The sequence below is a fragment of the Amycolatopsis sp. lyj-84 genome, from assembly GCF_046549075.1.
Taxonomy (GTDB): Bacteria; Actinomycetota; Actinomycetes; order Mycobacteriales; family Pseudonocardiaceae; genus Amycolatopsis.
Map to the genome: position 1 here is coordinate 85,351 of NZ_JAJPWO010000020.1, position 18,776 is coordinate 104,126.

18 protein-coding genes and 2 tRNA genes are annotated in these 18,776 nt (G+C 68.6%); 11 read left to right on the top strand and 9 right to left on the bottom strand.

Features of this window, described 5'->3' with window-relative positions; genetic code table 11:
- Window positions 1-124: 124 nt before the first annotated feature.
- Entirely contained in the window at window positions 125-574 is a 450-nt protein-coding gene (gene mce / locus ACLJRM_RS40125; protein WP_101610072.1) for a methylmalonyl-CoA epimerase, read from the top strand.
- On the opposite strand, the gene ACLJRM_RS40130 is transcribed toward mce, so the two are convergent.
- Complete coding sequence (locus ACLJRM_RS40130; RefSeq protein ID WP_410666030.1) at window positions 568-1,131, bottom strand: TetR/AcrR family transcriptional regulator; 564 nt, start codon at window positions 1,129-1,131, stop codon at window positions 568-570. The two genes, mce and ACLJRM_RS40130, sit on opposite strands and share 7 nt — an antisense overlap.
- A 16-nt stretch (window positions 1,132-1,147) precedes the next feature.
- A complete protein-coding gene (locus tag ACLJRM_RS40135; RefSeq protein ID WP_101610074.1) occupies window positions 1,148-1,516 on the bottom strand; it encodes an SPW repeat protein in 369 nt (122 codons plus the stop codon).
- 246 nt (window positions 1,517-1,762) lie between these two features.
- Between ACLJRM_RS40135 and ccrA the strand changes: the two genes are divergently transcribed.
- The 4 genes from ccrA to ACLJRM_RS40155 all read left to right on the top strand — a co-directional run bounded on the left by ccrA (window position 1,763) and on the right by ACLJRM_RS40155 (window position 6,037).
- Entirely contained in the window at window positions 1,763-3,103 is a 1,341-nt protein-coding gene (gene ccrA, locus ACLJRM_RS40140; protein ID WP_410666031.1) for a crotonyl-CoA carboxylase/reductase, read from the top strand.
- Window positions 3,104-3,207: 104 nt separating this feature from the next.
- On the top strand, window positions 3,208-4,317 hold the full coding sequence (locus ACLJRM_RS40145; protein ID WP_101610076.1) for a chromosome segregation protein: 1,110 nt from the start codon (window positions 3,208-3,210) through the stop codon (window positions 4,315-4,317).
- A 107-nt stretch (window positions 4,318-4,424) separates the two neighbouring features.
- Window positions 4,425-4,874: a universal stress protein gene (locus ACLJRM_RS40150; RefSeq protein WP_101610077.1), complete on the top strand. Its 450-nt coding sequence runs from the start codon at window positions 4,425-4,427 to the stop codon at window positions 4,872-4,874.
- A complete protein-coding gene (locus ACLJRM_RS40155) occupies window positions 4,874-6,037 on the top strand; it encodes an adenylate cyclase regulatory domain-containing protein (RefSeq protein WP_410666032.1) in 1,164 nt (387 codons plus the stop codon). Before ACLJRM_RS40150 ends, ACLJRM_RS40155 begins: the two co-directional genes overlap by 1 nt.
- A 51-nt stretch (window positions 6,038-6,088) precedes the next feature.
- Here the strand turns inward: ACLJRM_RS40155 and ACLJRM_RS40160 are convergent, their stop codons facing one another.
- The 3 genes from ACLJRM_RS40160 to ACLJRM_RS40170 are packed head-to-tail and all read right to left on the bottom strand — an operon-like array spanning window position 6,089 to window position 9,064.
- Window positions 6,089-7,321 (bottom strand): aldehyde dehydrogenase family protein, encoded by a 1,233-nt coding sequence (locus ACLJRM_RS40160; protein WP_101610079.1) that lies wholly within the window; start codon window positions 7,319-7,321, stop codon window positions 6,089-6,091.
- A 52-nt stretch (window positions 7,322-7,373) separates the two neighbouring features.
- Entirely contained in the window at window positions 7,374-8,087 is a 714-nt protein-coding gene (locus tag ACLJRM_RS40165; protein ID WP_101610080.1) for a M50 family metallopeptidase, read from the bottom strand.
- A gap of 35 nt (window positions 8,088-8,122) precedes the next feature.
- Complete coding sequence (locus tag ACLJRM_RS40170) at window positions 8,123-9,064, bottom strand: DNA-3-methyladenine glycosylase family protein (protein ID WP_410666033.1); 942 nt, start codon at window positions 9,062-9,064, stop codon at window positions 8,123-8,125.
- 141 nt (window positions 9,065-9,205) lie between these two features.
- Between ACLJRM_RS40170 and ACLJRM_RS40175 the strand changes: the two genes are divergently transcribed.
- The 3 genes from ACLJRM_RS40175 to ACLJRM_RS40185 all read left to right on the top strand — a co-directional run bounded on the left by ACLJRM_RS40175 (window position 9,206) and on the right by ACLJRM_RS40185 (window position 12,364).
- The gene (locus ACLJRM_RS40175; RefSeq protein ID WP_410666034.1) at window positions 9,206-9,976 is read left to right on the top strand and encodes a class I SAM-dependent methyltransferase; all 771 of its coding nucleotides are present in this window, start codon (window positions 9,206-9,208) and stop codon (window positions 9,974-9,976) included.
- Complete coding sequence (locus ACLJRM_RS40180; RefSeq protein WP_101610083.1) at window positions 9,973-11,301, top strand: M20 family metallopeptidase; 1,329 nt, start codon at window positions 9,973-9,975, stop codon at window positions 11,299-11,301. The genes ACLJRM_RS40175 and ACLJRM_RS40180 overlap by 4 nt, the downstream gene beginning before the upstream one ends.
- A 91-nt stretch (window positions 11,302-11,392) precedes the next feature.
- Window positions 11,393-12,364, top strand: a complete 972-nt coding sequence (locus ACLJRM_RS40185) for a trypsin-like peptidase domain-containing protein (RefSeq protein WP_410603181.1) — start codon at window positions 11,393-11,395, stop codon at window positions 12,362-12,364.
- Window positions 12,365-12,450: 86 nt separating this feature from the next.
- Here ACLJRM_RS40185 and ACLJRM_RS40190 read toward each other — a convergent pair whose 3' ends face one another.
- Together ACLJRM_RS40190 and ACLJRM_RS40195 are read right to left on the bottom strand one after the other, a co-directional pair.
- Complete coding sequence (locus ACLJRM_RS40190) at window positions 12,451-12,828, bottom strand: DUF3224 domain-containing protein (RefSeq protein ID WP_101613456.1); 378 nt, start codon at window positions 12,826-12,828, stop codon at window positions 12,451-12,453.
- Window positions 12,829-12,875: 47 nt separating this feature from the next.
- Window positions 12,876-14,402 carry a helicase HerA-like domain-containing protein gene (locus ACLJRM_RS40195; RefSeq protein WP_410666035.1) on the bottom strand — a complete coding sequence of 509 codons (1,527 nt, stop codon included), beginning with the start codon at window positions 14,400-14,402 and terminating at the stop codon, window positions 12,876-12,878.
- 112 nt (window positions 14,403-14,514) lie between these two features.
- Here ACLJRM_RS40195 and orn point away from each other — a divergent pair, with 112 nt between their 5' ends.
- Both orn and ACLJRM_RS40205 read left to right on the top strand, forming a co-directional pair.
- A complete protein-coding gene (gene orn, locus ACLJRM_RS40200; RefSeq protein ID WP_101610086.1) occupies window positions 14,515-15,123 on the top strand; it encodes an oligoribonuclease in 609 nt (202 codons plus the stop codon).
- 78 nt (window positions 15,124-15,201) lie between these two features.
- A tRNA-His gene (locus ACLJRM_RS40205) sits at window positions 15,202-15,277 on the top strand.
- A gap of 233 nt (window positions 15,278-15,510) precedes the next feature.
- Here ACLJRM_RS40205 and ACLJRM_RS40210 read toward each other — a convergent pair.
- A complete protein-coding gene (locus ACLJRM_RS40210; RefSeq protein ID WP_410666036.1) occupies window positions 15,511-16,728 on the bottom strand; it encodes a L,D-transpeptidase in 1,218 nt (405 codons plus the stop codon).
- A 205-nt stretch (window positions 16,729-16,933) separates the two neighbouring features.
- Between ACLJRM_RS40210 and ACLJRM_RS40215 the strand changes: the two genes are divergently transcribed.
- Window positions 16,934-17,006, top strand: a tRNA-Lys gene (locus tag ACLJRM_RS40215).
- Between the two features lie 106 nt (window positions 17,007-17,112).
- On the opposite strand, the gene ACLJRM_RS40220 is transcribed toward ACLJRM_RS40215, so the two are convergent.
- Window positions 17,113-18,444 carry a tyrosine-type recombinase/integrase gene (locus tag ACLJRM_RS40220; RefSeq protein WP_410666037.1) on the bottom strand — a complete coding sequence of 444 codons (1,332 nt, stop codon included), beginning with the start codon at window positions 18,442-18,444 and terminating at the stop codon, window positions 17,113-17,115.
- Window positions 18,445-18,776: the final 332 nt, after the last annotated feature.

Here is an 18,776-nt window from a genome sequence, read left to right on the forward strand (position 1 = left end):
CCAAGCATCGGCGCAAGGGCAATAGGCGGTCTTCGCGACCATACCCGGGGCGAGGGCCTCTTGATGGAGCCAGTGTGAGGCGGCGCACGCCGGTTCGCCCGCCCGCGGACCTATCCTGCTTTGCATGAACCAGGCGCTGAAACCCTTCGTGACCGCCATCGACCACGTCGGCATCGCGGTACCCGACCTCGACGCCGCGATCGCCTTCCACACCGAGCATTTCGGCCTGGAAGTGGCGCACCAGGAAGTCAACGAAGAGCAGGGTGTCCGCGAAGCGATGCTCCGCGCGCCGGGCACCGCGGGGACCGAGACGGCGATCCAGCTCCTCGCGCCGCTTCGTGAGGACTCGGCGATCGGCAAATTCCTCGCGAAGAGCGGCCCCGGCTTGCAGCAGCTGGCGTACCGAGTGTCCGATGTGGACGCCGCCGCCGCGGCGCTGCGCGCGCAGGGGCTCCGGTTGCTCTACGACGAGGCGAAGCGCGGCACTTCGAACAGCCGGGTGAACTTCGTGCATCCCAAGGACGCCGGTGGCGTGCTCGTGGAACTGGTCGAGCCCGCGAAAGACGGTCACTGACCGCGCGTCAACGCTTCTGCGATGAAGGCGACCTCGCGATCGATCTCGGCGGGGTCCCCGTCCTCGCTGTGCCGCGCGGTCGCGTGGCGATGGCTGACCGCCCGCGCGAGCAGGCCGGACGCCGAATCGACGTCCGCGACCGCGAGTTCGCCGCCGGTCGCGGCGACGATCACCGCCTTCACCTGACGGACGAGTTGCTGGAACCGTTCGCCCAGCGCGTCGCGGACCGCGCGGTGCGTGTCGGCCTCGCGCCACAACAGGTGTGACAGCGCCAGGGACCGGTTGAACCGCCTGTCGAGCTCCATGACGAGGCCGCGCAGGCTGCCCGCGAGATCGCCGGGGACCACCACGACGGCCGGTTCGATCCGGGCGTCCGGCAGCTCGGCGACCAGCGCGGCCAGCAGATCCGACTTGCGCCGGAAGTAGTAGTGCACCAGCCCTTTGGGCACCCCGGCCCGCTCGGCGATCCGGGAGGTCGGGGTGGCGTCGAAACCGGATTCGGCGAAAAGCGCCTCCGCGGCCCGCAGAATGCGCTGTTTCGCCGAATCCTCTTTCACGTGGTCTCCTTGAGCGTCAGTGCTGTCCCGCCGTCTTGTGCGTCGCCTGGGCGATCGGCATCGCGGCCGCCCCGGCCACCACGGTCAGGACGCCACCGATCCAGGCGGTCCAGGACGCGCCCATGAAGTCGGCGTATCCCATCACCCAGGGCGAAATGAACAGCAGCGCGCCCAGGATGATCTGGATGCCCTCGCCGTAGACCATGCCAGGCATCGCGAGCGACGCGAGGCCGTCGAGGGCGATCAGCGCGCCGAGGACGACGAGCGTCCACATCGCGGTGTTGTCCGTGGTCATCCAGAGGGGTGAAAGCGCGACCACGACACCGACGGCCACCTCCGCCCAGTCATGGGGACGTGTCCAGGGGCGCGTCGTGGGTTCGTTCATGCGTGCTCACCTCCGAAAATCGGCTGAACCTGCAGGTCGGAGAGATCTCCACTACCGATGGTCCGCTTGGTTGGCCGGCCGGTCAAGACCGGTCGATAACACTTCGGGATGTGTACGTGCTCCACGTCTCGTACGGTTGTGGACCTGGTTACCCGTGAGTAATTTGGGCGAACCACTCTTTGCCGGTGAGCCCACATCGGCGCAGTGGCGCCAACACGCCGTCCCACCCCATTCGCGGAGGTTCCGATGACGCAGCTCGGCGAGATCCAGCAGGCCATTCTGAACGATGACCTCGGCGCTGTGGCGTCGCTCGACGTGCCGGAGTCCTATCGCGGGGTGACCGTGCACAAGGACGAGGCCGACATGTTCCAGGGCCTCGAAAGCCGGGACAAGGACCCGCGCAAGTCGCTGCACGTCGACGACGTCCCGACCCCGGAACTCGGCCCCGGCGAGGCCTTGGTCGCGGTCATGGCGAGCGCGATCAACTACAACACCGTCTGGACCTCGATCTTCGAGCCGGTCTCGACCTTCAAGTTCCTGGAGCGCTACGGACGGCTCTCGCCGCTGTCGAAGCGCCATGACCTGCCGTATCACGTCGTCGGCTCGGACCTGTCCGGCGTCGTGCTGCGTACCGGCGCCGGCGTGCACAACTGGAAGCCGGGTGACGAGGTCGTCGCGCACTGCCTCAACGTGGAGCTCGAAGGCCCGGACGGGCACAACGACACGATGCTCGACACCGAACAGCGGATCTGGGGCTTCGAAACGAACTTCGGCGGGCTCGCCGAGATCGCGCTGGTCAAGGCGAACCAGCTGATGCCGAAGCCGGATCACCTCACCTGGGAAGAGGCCGCGTCCCCCGGTCTGGTGAATTCCACGGCCTACCGGCAGCTCGTTTCGCGCAACGGCGCGGACATGAAGCAGGGCGACGTCGTGCTGATCTGGGGCGCTTCGGGCGGCCTCGGCTCCTACGCCACGCAGTACGCGCTCAACGGCGGCGCGATCCCGGTGTGCGTGGTCTCCAGCCCCGAGAAGGCGGAGATCTGCCGCAAGCTCGGCGCGGAGCTGATCATCGACCGCAACGCCGAGGACTACAAGTTCTGGAAGGACGAGAACAACCAGGACCCGAAGGAGTGGCAGCGGTTCGGCAAGAAGATCCGCGAGCTGACCGGCGGCGAGGACCCGGACATCGTCTTCGAGCACCCGGGCCGCGAGACCTTCGGCGCTTCGGTCTACGCCGCGCGCAAGGGCGGCACGATCGTCACGTGCGCGTCGACGTCCGGGTTCATGCACCAGTACGACAACCGCTATCTGTGGATGAACCTGAAGCGGATCATCGGCAGCCACTTCGCGAACTACCGCGAATCGTGGGAGGCGAACCGGCTGATCGCGAAAGGTCTGATCCACCCGACGCTGTCGAAGACCTACTCGCTGGAAGACACCGGTCAGGCCGCGCTGGACGTGCACCGCAACGCCCACCAGGGCAAGGTCGGCGTGCTCGCCCTTGCGCCGGAAGAAGGTCTGGGCGTCCGGAACCACGAGCTGCGCGAAAAGCACATCGACGGGATCAACGCCTTCCGGAACGTTTAGCGCGCCAGAACGCACTTTCGCCGCGCGTTGCGTGGGTGCTCACCCTTCCGTGACTCCAGCTCGACTACGGTAGAAGGATGAGCCTTGGCGAGGAACGGGAGCTAGTGCCGCTGGGAGCCGGCTTCGACGTGGCGAAGCGCGGTTACAGCCGTGCGCAGGTCGATGAACATCTCGAGCGGCTTGACGCCGATCTGAAGATGCTCACCGCCGATCGCGATGCCGCCATCGGGCAGGCGGGCGACCTGGCACGGCAGCTGGAGACCGCGCGCGGCGAGATCGCGGACCTGCGCGGGCAGGTCGACAGGCTCGCCCAGCCGCCGACGAGCGTCGAAGGCCTTTCCGAGCGCCTGCAGCGCATGCTGCGGCTCGCGCAGGACGAGTCCGCCGACACGAAGGCGCGCGCGGAAGCCGAAGCCGGGCACATCCGCGCCAAGGCGGAGACCGACGCGAGCGCCATGCGGGCCCGCTACGAGCAGCTGCTCAACGAGCTCGACCTCCGTCGCAAGGAGATGGAGGCCGAGCACCGCGGCGTCCTGGAGACCGCGCGCGCCGAGGCGAAGGACATCACCGACAAGGCGAAGGCCGAGCGCGACAAGCTCGACGCCGAGTCGCAGCAGCGCCGCACGCAGGTCGAAGAGGACTTCGAGATCGCGATGGCGTCGCGGCGTACCGAAGCCATGCACGCGCTGGCCGAGCAGGAGGCCTCCAGCAAGGCCGAGGCCGCCCGTCGCGTCCGCGAGGCCACCGAGGACGCCGCCACCATCCGCACGAAGGTGCTCGAAGAGGAGACAGCGGCCAAGGCCGACATCGAGCGCCGTCAGCGCGAGTCCGTCGCCGACGCCAACAAGCGCAAGCAGGACTCGATCACCGAGGCCAACGCCCGGCTCGCCGAAGCGGCCGACGAGGCACGCCGCCGCGTCCGGCAGGCCACCGAAGAGTCCAACCGGCGGATCACCCAGGCCACCGAACGGGTCGAATCCCTCCGCAAGGTGCGCTCCAGCCTGGCCGAGCAGGTCCGCACCGCGCGGACCGCGCTCGCCGAGGCGACGCACGTCCTCGGCGACGAACCGCACGTCCCGGCGGATCTGAAGGCGAAGCCGTCCTCCGACCCGGAGGCCACCGTGCAGCTGCGGACGGCCGATGTGCCGAAGGCCACATCCGGCGCGAAGCCTTCACCTCGACCTGCGGCAGCGCAGAAACCGACTGGCGAGTAACCTTCTCACCCGACCGCCTTCGCGACGGCCTGCGGGCCGATCGTCCAGCGGTTATCGTCGCTGCTCGCGCGCATGCGCGAGCCAGAGGAGATCGGTGGAGGTTGCGGATGGCTGCATATCGGACCGTGGTCGTGGGCACGGACGGATCGGATTCCTCGTTCGCCGCGGTCGACCGGGCGGCGGGGGTCGCGGGCGACTCCGGAGCCACCCTGGTCATCGTGTGCGCCTACTACCCCGCCAACAAGGGCGACGTGGAGAAGGCGCAGGACGCCCTCGGTGACGAGGCGTACCAGGTCGTCGGCTCGGCCCCGGCCGAGGACACCCTGCTGTCGGCCCGGGACAGGGCAGGCAAGGCGGGCGCGAAGGCCATCGAGACCACGGCTGTCGTCGGCGACCCCGTCGACGCGCTGCGCAAGGTCGTCTCCGAACGCTCCGCGGACCTGCTGGTGGTCGGCAACCGCGGGCTGAACACGCTCGCCGGCCGCATCCTGGGTTCCGTGCCGTCCGAAGTGGCCCGGAAGTCGGGTGTGGACGTGCTTATCGTTCACACCACGTAATGGCCGATTCCGGCGAGCCCGCGCCCGACGCGCTTCAGCAGCGTCTCGAACGGATCCTGCTCGGCGGCAGACGCAAGTACACCCGGCTCGAAGTCGCCGAGAAGGCGGGCGTTCCCGAAGAGCGTTCTCGGCGGCTTTGGCGTGCGCTGGGCTTCGCGACCGTCGAGGACGACGAGGTCGTCTTCACCGACGCCGACATCGACGCGATCCGCACCGCCGACCAGCTGATGAACTCGGGCCTGATCGACCCGGGCATCGAGCTGGCGGTGACGCGCGCGCTGGGCCAGCACCTTTCGCGGCTCGCGGAATGGCAGGTCCACATGCTGTGGACGATGATCACCGAGAACAAGGACATCGGCACCAGCGAACGCCAGATCGCGCGGCTCGTCGACAGGCTGCTGCCCGAACTGGAGCAGGTGCAGAACTTCGTCTGGCGGCGGCACCTGGCCGCCTACTCCGGACGCGCGTTCGCGTTCCCGGACGAAGACCTCCAGGCCAGGACCGAGGTCGTCGGCTTCGTCGACATGGTCGGCTACACCCGCCTGACCAGGCAGATCGGCGAAGACGAGCTGAGCGCCGTCCTCGACCGGTTCGAATCCGTCGCCACCGAAGTGGTCGCCGAGCACCACGGCCGGATCGTGAAAATGATCGGTGACGAGGTGCTGTTCGTCGCCGATTCCGCCGTCGACGGCGCCGAGATCGCCCTCACGCTGTCCGAGCGCGCCGACGCCGACGAAACCCTGCCCGCCGTCCGCGCCGGCCTGGCGTCGGGCCGGATCCTCCTGCGGTTCGGCGACGTCTACGGCTCGGTCGTGAACCTCGCCGCCCGCCTCACCTCGACCGCGCGGCCGGGCACCATCCTGGTGGACAAGGAACTCGCGACCGAACTCGCGGAATTCCCGGAGTACGAGGTCCGCACGCGGCGGCCGGTTTCGGTGCGGGGATACAACCGGCTGCGGCCTTCGTCCTTGCGGCGGGCGCAGGAACAGCCTTCGGGCATGTTCGCGTCTTCGCAGCAACTCGCCGCGGAGATGCTGGGGCTGGCGCCTGGGACCGCCGCTTCGGAGTCTCCTGACGTCGAGAAGCTCGCCGAGGAGATCGAGGACGCCACAGCGGACTCGTTGCCGCCTCGGCCTCGCTCGAAACGACGTCGGCGACGCTGATCGCTTCGCTCGTCGCGGGAGCAAGGGACCTTTGCTGTCGCCGCGCCCCGGTCAGGCGGGCAGCACGGCGTACTGCCGCACGTAGAGGTCGGTGTAGGTGACCGGGCCGCGCGGGCCCGGGACCTTGTCCAGGTTGATGCCGGTCTCGGGAACGGCCAGGAGCTTGAAGCCGTCGAGCAGCCGGGTGGGAGCGTTCCAGAAGACGCCGGTGCCGGTGTACGCATCGAAGAACGCGTCGGCGGCTTCGCTGCTTTCGGTGGCGATGCCGGCCGCGAGGCCCGAGGTCTGCTCGTTGGCGATCTCCGCCGCTTCGGGCAGGCTCGCGACCTTCGCGACGGTGACGGTCGCTTCGCGGTCGGAGTCGAGCGCCCATTCGTAGCCGATTGCGTGCTCGTGCGGGGCGAGCGACGGCGTGACACCGCGTTCGGCCAGCGCGCCGGAGATACCGGGCCAGACGCGGTCGTGGGCGGCCTCGTGGATCAGCAGCAGGTTCAGCCGGTTGCAGACGCCGAGCCTGTCGAGGCTGTTGAAGACCAGCTCGCGCACCTTGTCGGTGTCAGACGCTTCGTCGATGTACAGCACGCCGCCACCGTCGGCGTGGGCCAGCGTGCGGACGCCGTGGACGGCCGCCTCGGTGGCCAGCGCCCGGGTGCTGTCGCCGCTGCCGCGCAGGATGACCAGCGGCACGAGCGCGGGGAACCGCACTAGCGCGGAAGCCGCTTCGCGCTCGGCGCGCGGCACCAGCTGGATGACGTCCGGGTCGATGCCCGCCTCGGCGAGCGCCGGGGCGATGACGGTCTCGCGCAGGCGCTGGGCCGAGCCGAGCGCGGCGGAGCCCGTGCGGAGCACGCCACCGTTGCGCGACTTCACCAGCTGCGAGGCGACGTCGACCGTGACGTTCGGGCGAGCCTCGTAGTTCGCGCCGATCACGCCGACCGGGCGGCGGCGTTCCACCAGCCGCAGCCCTCCGTCCAAAGTGGACACCTCGACGGACCGCTCCTGGTGCGGCGCTCCGGCCAGGAGGCGGAGCTGCTCGGCCATGCCGGTCAGCCGCTCAGGGGTGATGGTGAGCCTGTCGAGCAGGCCCGCGCTCATACCGTCCTCGCGCGCCTTGGCGATGTCGGCCTGGTTCGCCTCGAGCACCGCGTCGGCGTGCTCGACCAGCTTGCCCGCCATGGCGTTCAGCGCGGCGTCGATCGCCTCCGCGGAGGCGGCGGCCAGCGACGGTGCGGCCCGTTTCGCCGATCGAGCGCATTCCTCGACGGCCTTGGCGACCTCGTCCATCTGGTGACTCCCTCCGCGCGGAACGAGCCATCAGTCTGCCGCACCGCCCCGGTCAGGCGACGGTCGGCTCCAGCAGCCACAACCCGCCCGCGAAGAGACAGCTCACCGTCAGCACGGCCATCACCAGCACCCACAGCACCGCGGGCACCCCGGTGAGCCTGCCGAGCTGATCGGCGTCGGAATCCCGCGCCGATCCGCGGCGCCGCTTGATCTGCAGCTCGATCACCGGCCGGACGCCGCCGAACAGCAGGAACCAGGTCAGCAGGTAGACGAAGATCGCCTGGAACCACGACGGCGCCACCAGCGCGACCAAGCCGAGCACCACCGAACTGGTGACCACGGCGAACACGCCGTAGGTGTTGCGCACCATCACCAGGACGCCCAGCAGCATCAGGGCCATCACGATCAGCACGACGGTGATCAGGTCCGACGAGAGCAGCCCGGCGAACACCAGTCCGAGCACCGCGGCCGCCGGGTACCCGGCCAGCGCGGTGAACGCCATCCCGGGACCCTCCGGTTTGCCACGGGAGACCGTGACCCCGGAGGTGTCCGAGTGCAGTTTGATGCCCTGCAGCCGACGGCCGACCAGGATCGCCGCCAGCGCGTGACCTGCCTCGTGGACGAGCGTGACCAGGTTGCGGGCGATCCGCCAAGGCCTGCCCGAAAGCACCACGAGCAGTGCGAGACCACCGGTGACCAGGGTGATCGTGCCGGGCGGGGTGGACTGGGCGATGTCGGAAACCGTTTCGGCGGGAGACGAGCTCACCTCACCAGCTCACCACAAGGGGGATACGTCCCGTGTCAGGCGGTCATGGAACCCCCGATCTCGCGCGTGCGAAACTCCCGGTCGTTGCGCAGGGCGAACGCCACCCAGCTGCGGAACGGCCGCCACACCGTGGACAGCTCTTCCAGTTCCTCGGGCGGCGCCAGCGGCAGGTCGTACGCGGCCCGCATGGCCTCCTGCAGGCGCGGCTCGCCCCCGGGGAAGACGTCCGGATGCCCGGCACCCCGGATCAGGATCAGCTGCGCCGAGAACGGGCCGATCCCCGGCAACCGCTGCAGCCAGCGCAACGCGTCCGGGACCGGCATCGCGCGCAGGTACGCGGCGTCGAGCAGACCGTCCTTGGCGGCGTTGGCCACCGCGCGCAGCCTCTCGGCCTTCATCTCCGGCAGCTCGCGCCCGGCCTCCTGCCCGGCCATGACGTCCGGCGCCGGGAACGACCTGAGGATCTTCCCGCCGACGTCCACCGGCCTGCCGAACTCCTCGGCGAGCCGTCGTTTCGCCACGGCGGCCAGCGACATCCGTGTCCGGTGGCTCAGGATCGCCCAGCAGGCCGCCTCGTAGGGCGAGTGGAACAGAACGGGCCGCAGCCCGGGGAACGTCTGCTGAAGGCGGCGCACCACCGGATCCGCGGTGCCGATCTTGGCGAAGCCGGTGCCGTCGACGTCCACCGAAAGGATCCGCCGCACCTGGGCGCCGACCTCGACGGCGAGCCCTTCTTCGGCGAAGACCTCCACCTCGATCGAGCCGGGCGATCTCTGTCTGACGGCCGCACCGACGTGCTCCCACCCCGCTTCGGCGGGGAAGGCGAAGCGCAGGGTGCCCGGCTCGGCGGCGGCGTCCGTGCGGCACGCGGGCGGGAAATCGGTCAGGAACCGGATGGACTTGTCGAGGTCGAACGGGCCGCGCACCGGGATGCGCAGCGTGGTCGTGGCGGTGTGCTGGAGGATCGAGCCGGTCATTTCGGGCTCCTTCGGCTGGGGAACGGCGACTCCCTCCGACGTTAGAGACGGCCACCGACAGTTTCGGGTCACGGCGGCGGGAATGTCGCGAACGGGCCGGTCATGGCAGATTCTCGGGTGACCACCGTGAAGGGAGCAGCCATGCCGGACCATCGCGAACGTCTCGAGAGCCTGCTGCGGCCGGGAACCACACCCGCCGGGGCCAGGGAAGGTTTTCTCGATCTGCTGGGCGAAATCCCGCAGGCGGGGCCACCGACCGGACTCGCGCAGCGACTGATGCGCACCTCCGCCGTGCCGATGATCTACGAGCGGTACTGGCGCCCGACACTGGGCAGGGTCGCGAAAGGACTGAACGGCCCGAGCATGGCGGACGAGGTCCGCATCGCGGTCGAAGCGCTCGGCCTGCGCCCCGGCCAGGTCGCGCTGGACGTCGCGTGCGGCACCGGCAGGTTCACCCGCGCGTTCGGCGAAGCCGTCGGCCCGGAGGGGCTTTCGATCGGGCTCGACGGTTCGGTCACCATGCTGGACAAGGCACTCGCCGCGCCCAACCCGGCTTCGGTGACCTATCTGCGCGCCGACGCCGTCGACCTGCCGCTCGGCGATTCCACTGTGGACGCCGTCTGCTGCTTCGCCGCGCTGCACATGTTCGCCGATCCGGACGCGGCGCTGGATTCGTTCGCCCGGGTGCTGAAACCCGGCGGCTCGCTGGTGATGCTGACCAGCGCGCGGCACAGCGATCAGCCGATGCGGCTGGCGGATACCTTCCTCGGCAGGCTGAGCGGGCAGCGGATGTTCGACCGCGGCGAGATCACGCTGAAACTGTTCAGGCGCGGTTTCGACCGGGTGGAGGAGCGGTATTCGGGCGTCACGCAGATCGTCACGGGAGAGCTACCGGTTAACATCCGGAAATGATCCGCTCTGAGCACGCTTCGCCGATTCCTCCCGACGACAGCTACCTCCGTTCGCTGGTCGAGGCGACCGCGGACGCCGTCGCCGCGGCCGAACCCCTCGGCTCGCCGCACGAGGGTGCGGATCCCGCCACACGGGACGCCGTCGAGGCCGGGGTCCGCGCGCTGGCCGCGGAACTGGTGGAACTGAGCCAAGACCTGCACGCTCACCCCGAAGAGGGTTTCGCCGAGCACCGCTCGGTCCTCGCGCTCGGAGATCTGCTCAAGCGGCACGGCCACGAGGTGACCATCGGCGCGGGCGGGCTGGACACCGCCTTGGTCGCGAGCACTCCCGGAAGCGGCCCGCACATCGCCGTCCTCTCCGAGTACGACGCCCTCCCCGGGCTGGGCCACGGCTGCGGGCACAACGTCATCTGCACCGCGGGCGCGGGCGGATTCCTCGGCGCGGCGGCGGTCGCCGAACGACTGGGCGGCCGGGTCTCGCTGATCGGCACGCCGGCGGAGGAAGGCGGTGGCGGCAAGGAAACCCTGGCCCGCGCGGGGGTTTTCGACGACGTCGACGCCGTGGTCATGCTGCACCCGTTCAGTCACGACATCGCCATGCACCCGTTCCTCGGCAGGCGCCAGCTCGAAATGGTGTTCACCGGCGTCGGCGCGCACGCGTCGGCGCAGCCGTTCATGGGACGCAACGCGCTCGACGCCGCCGTCGCCGCGTACCAGGGCGTCGCGGCGCTTCGGCAGCATCTGCCCTCCAGCGACCGCGTCCACGGCGTCTTCACCGACGGTGGCGCGCGGCCGAACGTCGTTCCCGAACGTGCGGCGCTGCTGTTCTACCTCCGCTCCGCGCAGCCGGACACGCTGCGCGATCTCGCCGAGCGCGTTTCGGCGATCGCACGCGGCGCGGCGGAGATGACCGGCTGCGGAGTCGAGCTGCAGTGGGACTCCCAGCCCGCGTACCTGCCGATCCGGTTCAACACCACGCTCGCCGGACGCTGGTCCGTGCATCAGGTCGACACCGGCCGCAAACCGCTGCCGCCGGGGATCGTGCCCGAATTCCTCACCGGTTCGACCGATCTCGGCAATCTCTCCTACCGGATGCCCGCGATCCACCCGATGATCGCCATCGCCGGGCCGACGACCGCCTTGCACACCAAGGAGTTCGCGGCCGCCGCCGGTTCACCGGACGGCGATCGCGCGGTCGTCGACGGCGCGCTGGGGCTGGCGCTGACCGCCGTCGATTATCTGGCCGACGCGGAACTCCGGGCCGCGGTGCACGAGGAGTTCGAAGCTTCGGGCGGCGCACTGGACGTGCCGGCGTTCTTCGACTGAGAAAACGCTGAGGTTTCTCAGCTGATTCTTCTCAGCAAAGCCAAGGGGTTTTCCACAGGCGGCTCACAAGTACGGGCGCGAATCTTGTTCCATGACCGAGAACGAGAGTCGGCCCGGCCCCGCCTCCACCGGTGGGCACCAGCCGCCGCATCAGCAGCAGTACCCCGGTTACACCCCTTGGCAGGCCGCGCCGAATCCGCTCTTCACGCCGCAGCAGGCCCAGACGCCGACGCCGGTCCCGCCGCCGCGCAAGAAGGGCGGCCGGGTCGCCGTCCTCGTCAGCGCGACGGCGCTCGCCGCCGCCCTGATCGGCGGAGTCGGCGGCGCGGCGCTCGTCGGCATCGACTCGGCGTCGTCGGCGTCCGGCACGGGGTCGTCCGCGGTCGCTAACGGGCAACTGGTCGGGAACAACACCTCGGGTGACGTCAGCGGGGTCGCCGCGAAGGTGACGCCGAGCGTCGTCCAGGTGAACGTGACCACCGCGCAGGGTGAGGCCGTCGGCTCCGGCGTCATCCTGACGGCGGACGGGCGCATCCTCACCAACGCCCACGTGGTGGCCGACGCCCAAGGCGACGTCACCGTCACGCTTTCGAACGGCAAGCAGTACAAGGCGAGCGTGGTCGGCGCCGACACGAAGGCCGACATCGCCGTCCTCCAGGCGAAGGACGCGAGCGGGCTGACACCGGCTTCGCTAGGCGACTCGAGCAAGCTCGTCGCCGGCCAGCAGGTCGTGGCGATCGGCTCGCCCGGCGGACTGCAGAACACCGTGACCACCGGGATCGTGAGCGCGCTGAACCGCAAGCTCGACGACCTGGGCGGCGGCCAGGACCGGCGATCGCCCTACAGCAGGACCACGAACGAAAGCGGGCCCAGCTACACAGCGATCCAGACCGACGCCCCGATCAACCAGGGCAACTCGGGCGGGGCGCTGGTGGACGCGCAGGGGAACGTCATCGGCATCAACTCGGCGCTGTACAACCCGTCTTCGACCGGCAGCATCGGCATCGGCTTCGCGATCCCCATCAACGACGCGAAGAAGATCGTCGAGCAGATCGTCGGCTGATCCGGCCGTCTGGACCGCTGTCAGGGGGCGGCCCAGCAGGCACTGTCCGTGAGGGCCTCCTTCGGCGAAGGAGGCCCTCACGGCTTTCAGAGTTCGTAGGTGAGGGTGAAGGTGTGGTTGCCTTCGTCGTCCTGGACGATCTCCGCCGTTCCGGTGATGCCCGCCAGGTCACCGTGACCGGAGCCCGGCAGGACGATCAGGTGATGCCCGTTCTCCCCCGCCGAGTGATGCAGGACGAAGCCACCCTTACGCCCGTCGACGGCCACGGCCAGGCGCTCGAAGGCGACGTACGCCGACGACGTCTCGTTCACCGCCGTGAGCATTTCCACGGTGCTGGTGCCTTCGACGGCGCCGGCGAAGGTCTTGCCGAGCACCACTCGGGAGAACTCGGTGTCTTCGGCCTTCTCGGTGGCTTGGGGATCCCAGCCGTCCACGGTGAACGACGCTGTCGCGGTGTTGGTCATGACGCCCAGCCTGCCGCACATACCTGACAGAACGCGTCAGGTATTCCTCACCGCCTCCGGTTTCCGAACAGTCCGCGCGTGATCTCCCGTCCGAGCGCGCTCGCCGCCGAGCGGAGGAACGACTTCACCGCCGGGTTCTTCATCGCCTGCTCGACCATCCCCGGCGCTTCCTTCTCCGGTTTCGGAGCCGGAGGAGCTTCCGGCGGCGCTTCGCCTGCGGGCGGCGCGGCCACCTTCGCGGCGAGCTTCTCGTAAGCCGACTCACGATCGATCGTCTCGGCGTACTTCGCGTGCAGATCCGAGGACGCCGTCGCCGCCGAGATGGCTTCGGCGCCGATGGACCCCATCTTCGACCGCGGCGCGCGCAGGCGGGTCCAGGCGACCGGCGTCGGCGCGCCCCGCTCGGAAAGCACGGTGACGATCGCTTCGCCGATACCGAGCGACGTCAGCGCCGAGTCCAGTTCGTAGTGCTTCGTCTTCGGGTACGTCTTCACCGTCTTCGTCAGCGCCGCCTGGTCTTCGGGGGTGAACGCGCGCAACGCGTGCTGGACCCGCGCGCCCAGTTGCGACAGGACGCTGTTCGGGATGTCCGTCGGGAGCTGGGTGCAGAAGAACACGCCGACGCCCTTCGACCGGATCAGCTTCACGGTCTGCTCGATGCGCTCCAGGAACGCCTTCGACGCGTCGTTGAACAGCAGGTGCGCCTCGTCGAAGAAGAACACCAGCTTCGGCTTGTCGAGATCGCCCTCCTCGGGCAGCTCCTCGAACAGCTCGGCGAGCAGCCACATGAGGAACGTCGAGAACAGCGCGGGTTTCGACTGGAGGTTGTCCAGCTCCAGCAAGGTCACCATCGCCTTGCCGTCGACCTGGCGCATCAGGTCGTGGACGTCCAGCTCGGGCTCGCCGAAGAAGTCCTCGCCGCCCTGAGCCTCCAGATTGGACAGCGCCCGGAGGATCACCCCGGCCGTCGCGGCCGAGACGCCACCGATGCCCTTGAGGTCCTCCTTGCCCTCGTCACTGGTCAAGTGCGTGATGACCGAGCGGAGGTCCTTCGTGTCCAGCAGCGCCAAGCCGCGCTGGTCGGCCCAGTGGAAGATCAGGCCGAGCGTCGACTCCTGGGTTTCGTTGAGCCCCAGCACCTTCGACAGCAGGATCGGGCCGAAACTCGTGATCGTCGCCCGGATCGGCGACCCCTTGCCGCCGGTGCCCAGCGACAGGAACTGCACCGGGAACGCCGCGGGCGCCCACTGATCAGCCAGCTCTTCCGCGCGTTTGGCGATCTTGTCGTTGCTCTCGCCCTGCGCGGCGAGCCCCGACAGGTCGCCCTTCACGTCCGCCAGCACCACCGGCACCCCCGCGGCCGAGAGCTGCTCGGCGATCAGCTGCAAGGTCTTCGTCTTGCCGGTACCGGTCGCGCCCGCGACCAGCCCGTGCCGGTTCAGCGTCGCCAGGGGCAGGCGGACCGCCGCACCGGCGTCGGCCTTGCCGTCGATCACGACGGCGCCGAGCTCGACCGCCGCTCCCTCGCTCACGTAACCCTGCGCGATCTCCTGGGCTGGACCTTGTTCGGCCACTGTCACTCCCTGGTCTGTGATATGGCTCACCTGAGGATGCACACGCTGCCAGCAACGCGCCGAACCCGCACGTCGCACGTCGTGAATCCCCGGGTCGGGTTAGGGTTTCGGGGTGAACGACCGCCTAGTCTGGATCGACTGCGAGATGACGGGGCTCGACCTCGGCAAGGACGCGTTGATCGAAATAGCCGCGCTGGTGACCGATGCCGAGCTCAACGTCCTCGGCGAAGGCGTCGACATCGTCATCCACACCGACGACGAGACCCTCGACGGCATGCCCGAGGTGGTCCGTGACATGCACGCCCGCTCCGGCCTCACCGAAGAGGTCCGGCGCTCCACGGTGAGCTTGGAGGAGGCCGAGCAGCGCGTCCTCGAGTACATCCGCGCGCACGTGCCCGAGGTCAACGTCGCCCCGCTCGCCGGCAACTCCATCGCCACCGACCGCGGCTTCATCACCCGGGACATGCCCGCCCTCGACGGGCACCTGCACTACCGCATGGTCGACGTGTCGTCGGTGAAGGAACTCGTCCGGCGCTGGTACCCGCGGATCTACTACGCCAAGCCCGAGAAGGGCCTCGCCCACCGCGCGCTCGCCGACATCAAGGAATCCATCGGGGAGCTCGACTACTACCGCCGCGCCGCCTTCGTCCCGCAGCCCGGCCCGACCACCGAACAGGCCAAGGCCGCGGCCGCTGAAGTGCAGGAACGCCACGAACCGTAACCCGTTGCGAGCCCCGGAAACGGGCACGCTAATATAGTGCGGCCGAGGTGATGGGGAAGCTTCCCGAGCCCGGCGATGGTGGGCGTAGCTCAGCTGGTAGAGCACCTGGTTGTGGTCCAGGAGGTCGCGGGTTCGAAACCCGTCGCTCACCCCATTACCCCAGTCTGTTCGGGGGCCTTGCGGCCCCTTCCCGACAGGCTGGGGTTTCGCCTTTTTTGGGGGCCGAGCCCCCAAGCCCCCGCCGGAGGGCTGCGCCCCCGGACCCCCATCGCGTCGGTGCCGTGAGTGTTTCGGTGCGGTGTTGTGGGTGTCGTGTGCGGGTCCTGGAATGCAGAAGGGGTCCCGATAGGACGGATTCGTCCTATCGGGACCCCTCCGGGTCTGGCGTCAGTTCCGGTCGCCGCCGGTCTTCCAGTCGTCCCACGACATCTGCCACACCGACCAGCCGTCGGTCGGCTCCAGCACCTGCGGGCCCGAGTTGGCGACCGTGATGATGTCGCCCTTCTTCGAAGTCTCCATGAGCCACTTCGCGTTCTCGGTCGACAGGTTGATGCAGCCATGGCTCACGTTCCGCTTGCCCTGCGAACCGACCGACCACGGCGCCGAGTGGTAGAAGATGCCGCTGTTCGACATCCGCACCGCGTACTTCACGAACGTCCGGTAGCCGGCCTTGCTGTCCGACGGGACGCCGTAGGTGCTCGAGTCCATCGTGTACCCGGTGTGCTCGCTCATCACCGTGTAGGTCCCGGCCGGGGTGCTGCTCGACGGCTTGCCCATCGAGATCGGCATCTGCTTGACCTCTTGGTCGTTCACCACGACCTTCATCTGGTGCGTGCCGCCGTCCGCGGTCGCGACCAGCTTGTCCCCGACGACCACCTTGGCGGGCTTGTCCTCGCGACCGAAGGTGTTGTTGCCGAGGTTCTTGCCGTAGATCGCCGCGTTGACCGAAATCTTGGTGCCCGGCTTGAAATACTCCTTGGGCCGCCACATCACGGTCTTCTCACCGAACCAGTGGAACGCGCCCTCGGCCTGCGGCTCGGTGACGATCTTCAGCGCCTTCTCGGTCGCCGCCTTGTCAGGCACGTTGCCGGTGAAGCTGAAGATCAGCGGCAGCCCGACGCCGACCGTCTCGCCTTCGACCAGGTTGATCGAGACACCGATCTGCTTGCCCGGCTTGGACGTGGAGAACGTCGAGGTCGCGGTGACCGGCTTGCCGTCGGTCCCGGTCGCGGCCGCGGTGACGGTGTAGGTCTTGCCGTAGCCGAGCGGCTCCGCCGACTCCCAGCCCGAACCGTCTTCCTTCGGCTTGCCCGCGACGACCTTGCCGTCGGCTCCGGCCAGCTTGACCTCGCCCACCTTGCCGTCGGCGACGGCGACCGTCACCGGCTCGCCGGGCGCCACGTCCGCTGCGCCCTGCGCCGGGGTCAGCGTCATCGCGGCGGGCTTCGGGGCAGGAGCCGCGCTGCTCTGCTGCGAACCACCGGGAGTGCCGCCCGGAGACGGCGATTCACTCGACGGTGTACTGCTGCACGAGGCGAGTGTGAACCCGGCCACCACAGCCACCAACGCCACCCGCGACCGCCCTGTCGCTCCCCAGACCCTCATGCACACCGCCCGTTTCGCGTGGTACCAACCCCAACGTCTGGCTATAGTCTGCCTGACCGGCCGCAACGCCTGCGGCCGGATGGCCGAATACGTCCCCGCGACGCCCACGGCGGCCTAAGGGGACCCCCCTGAAACGGGCCCCAGCAACCCTGTGTTAATGTTTTCCACGTCGCCGAGGGGAACACCAAAGCGGCGGAACAAGCAGGCGCCATTAGCTCAATTGGCAGAGCAGCTGGCTCTTAACCAGCGGGTTCGGGGTTCGAGTCCCTGATGGCGCACAGCAAGAAAGCAAAGCCCACCAACGGTTTTATCCCGGATTTCCGGGTGCCGTCGGTGGGCTTGATCTTGTGTGCAGCCCGGGTGCAGCCGACGTGCTACCCCGATTCAGTCAGTGACCGCCACCAGCCGCGCCCGCGGTGACCCGCTGCACTGCCGGGGCACCACTACCTTGTTGATCTTGGCGCCACGCTGATACCCCGCGCGCCGGACGAGGGCCGCCGTCGCATCCGCCGCCTGCTGCGCCAGGCAGGGCAAGACGCTGGTGTAGGTGTCGGCGGTGAGCACGATGCTGGAATGCCCGAGAAGGGCCTGCACCACCCGCAGCTCGTTACCCGCCGCGAGCGACAGCGTGGCCGCGCCGTGCCGCAGGTCATGGAACCTGATCGGCGGCAGATCGGCCTCTCCAACCAGCGCCCGGAAAGCGTGCGAGACGTAGCTCGGACTCCACGGCCGCCCCTGATCATGAGAGAAGACCCAATCTCCGTTCGGGTCGCGTCGGGCAAGTCGGCGCAGCAGCGACGTCGTACCGCGGTCCAATGCGACGGTTCGGCAGCTGGCGTCGGTCTTGGGCAGACAAACGCCTCTGCCGTCTCGTTCGACGAGTTGCCGCACCACCGACACCGTCCGACTCGCTAGATCGACATCGCACCATCGCAAGCCGGCCGCCTCCCCGCGCCGCAGCCCCAGCAGCGCCGCAACGTGATACAGCGGGTAGAGCGGATGGTCACGAACATGCTCGAGGAACCTCGCGGTCTGCTCCGCAGTCCACACCGCGACCGGAGGATGCTCCCCTGTCCTGCGCCACAGCTCGACCCTGCCATCTGTCCACACCACGGCACGAGGGCGACGCGCTGACGGCAACTCCACCCAGCGTGCCGGGTTACTCGTGATCAATCCACGCCGGATCGCGCCGTTGAGCGCAGCTCGCAACACCTCACGAACCCGTTGCAACGTGGTCGGCGACAACGGCCGCGACCGCAACGCATTGGCCCGCAACAACGCGGTGAACGCACCTTGCACCTTCCCAACGCTCAATTCCGACAACGTAAGCCGACCCAGCCGCGGCTGCAGATAATCCCGGATCAACTGCCCATAGAGCCGCCGTGTCGACGGCCGTAACGTGCTTCTGGTTGCGAGCCACACATCCAGCCACTGACCCACCGTCACCAACGCCCTACCAGGATCCACGTCATCACCCAGCCAGAACCCTCGTGCCCGTTCCGCCGCGGCCCGCGAAGCAAAGCCGCCGCGCTGCAACCGACAACGACGGCCGTCCCGGCCTGCCGCCAACTCGACCGTGAAATACCACCGTCCATGACCCCGCTCGCTCAGCCTCGGACAACGCAAGCCCCACCGCCGACCGTCAGCCTCGTTAACGCAACCGCACCGCTTGAACACCCGTCCACCGGATCGCCTCGACATGACTCCTCCATCCATAGAGAACCTTGACTCACTTACGATGTGCCCTCCAGGATGAGTAATCCATGATCAAAGGTCGGCAGACCTATGCGGCGATGCGCTCGCCTTACTGCAGGCCACTTCCAGGGCCTCCGGTTAGTCCGGCAAATGCCTAGACGCAACGAGCAACGTCATGACCGTCAGGGCCATCGCTGACACAACATGAGTCACCATCATGTGACATCGAGCCCCAGCGTGCGTTCAGTATCTCTCCGATAAGCAACATGGATGATGTTTGTCCGGCAATACATTTATGCGGACTATTGCTGTTGGTTAATATTCGACAAGAATTTCGGTTACTTCCTGCAACA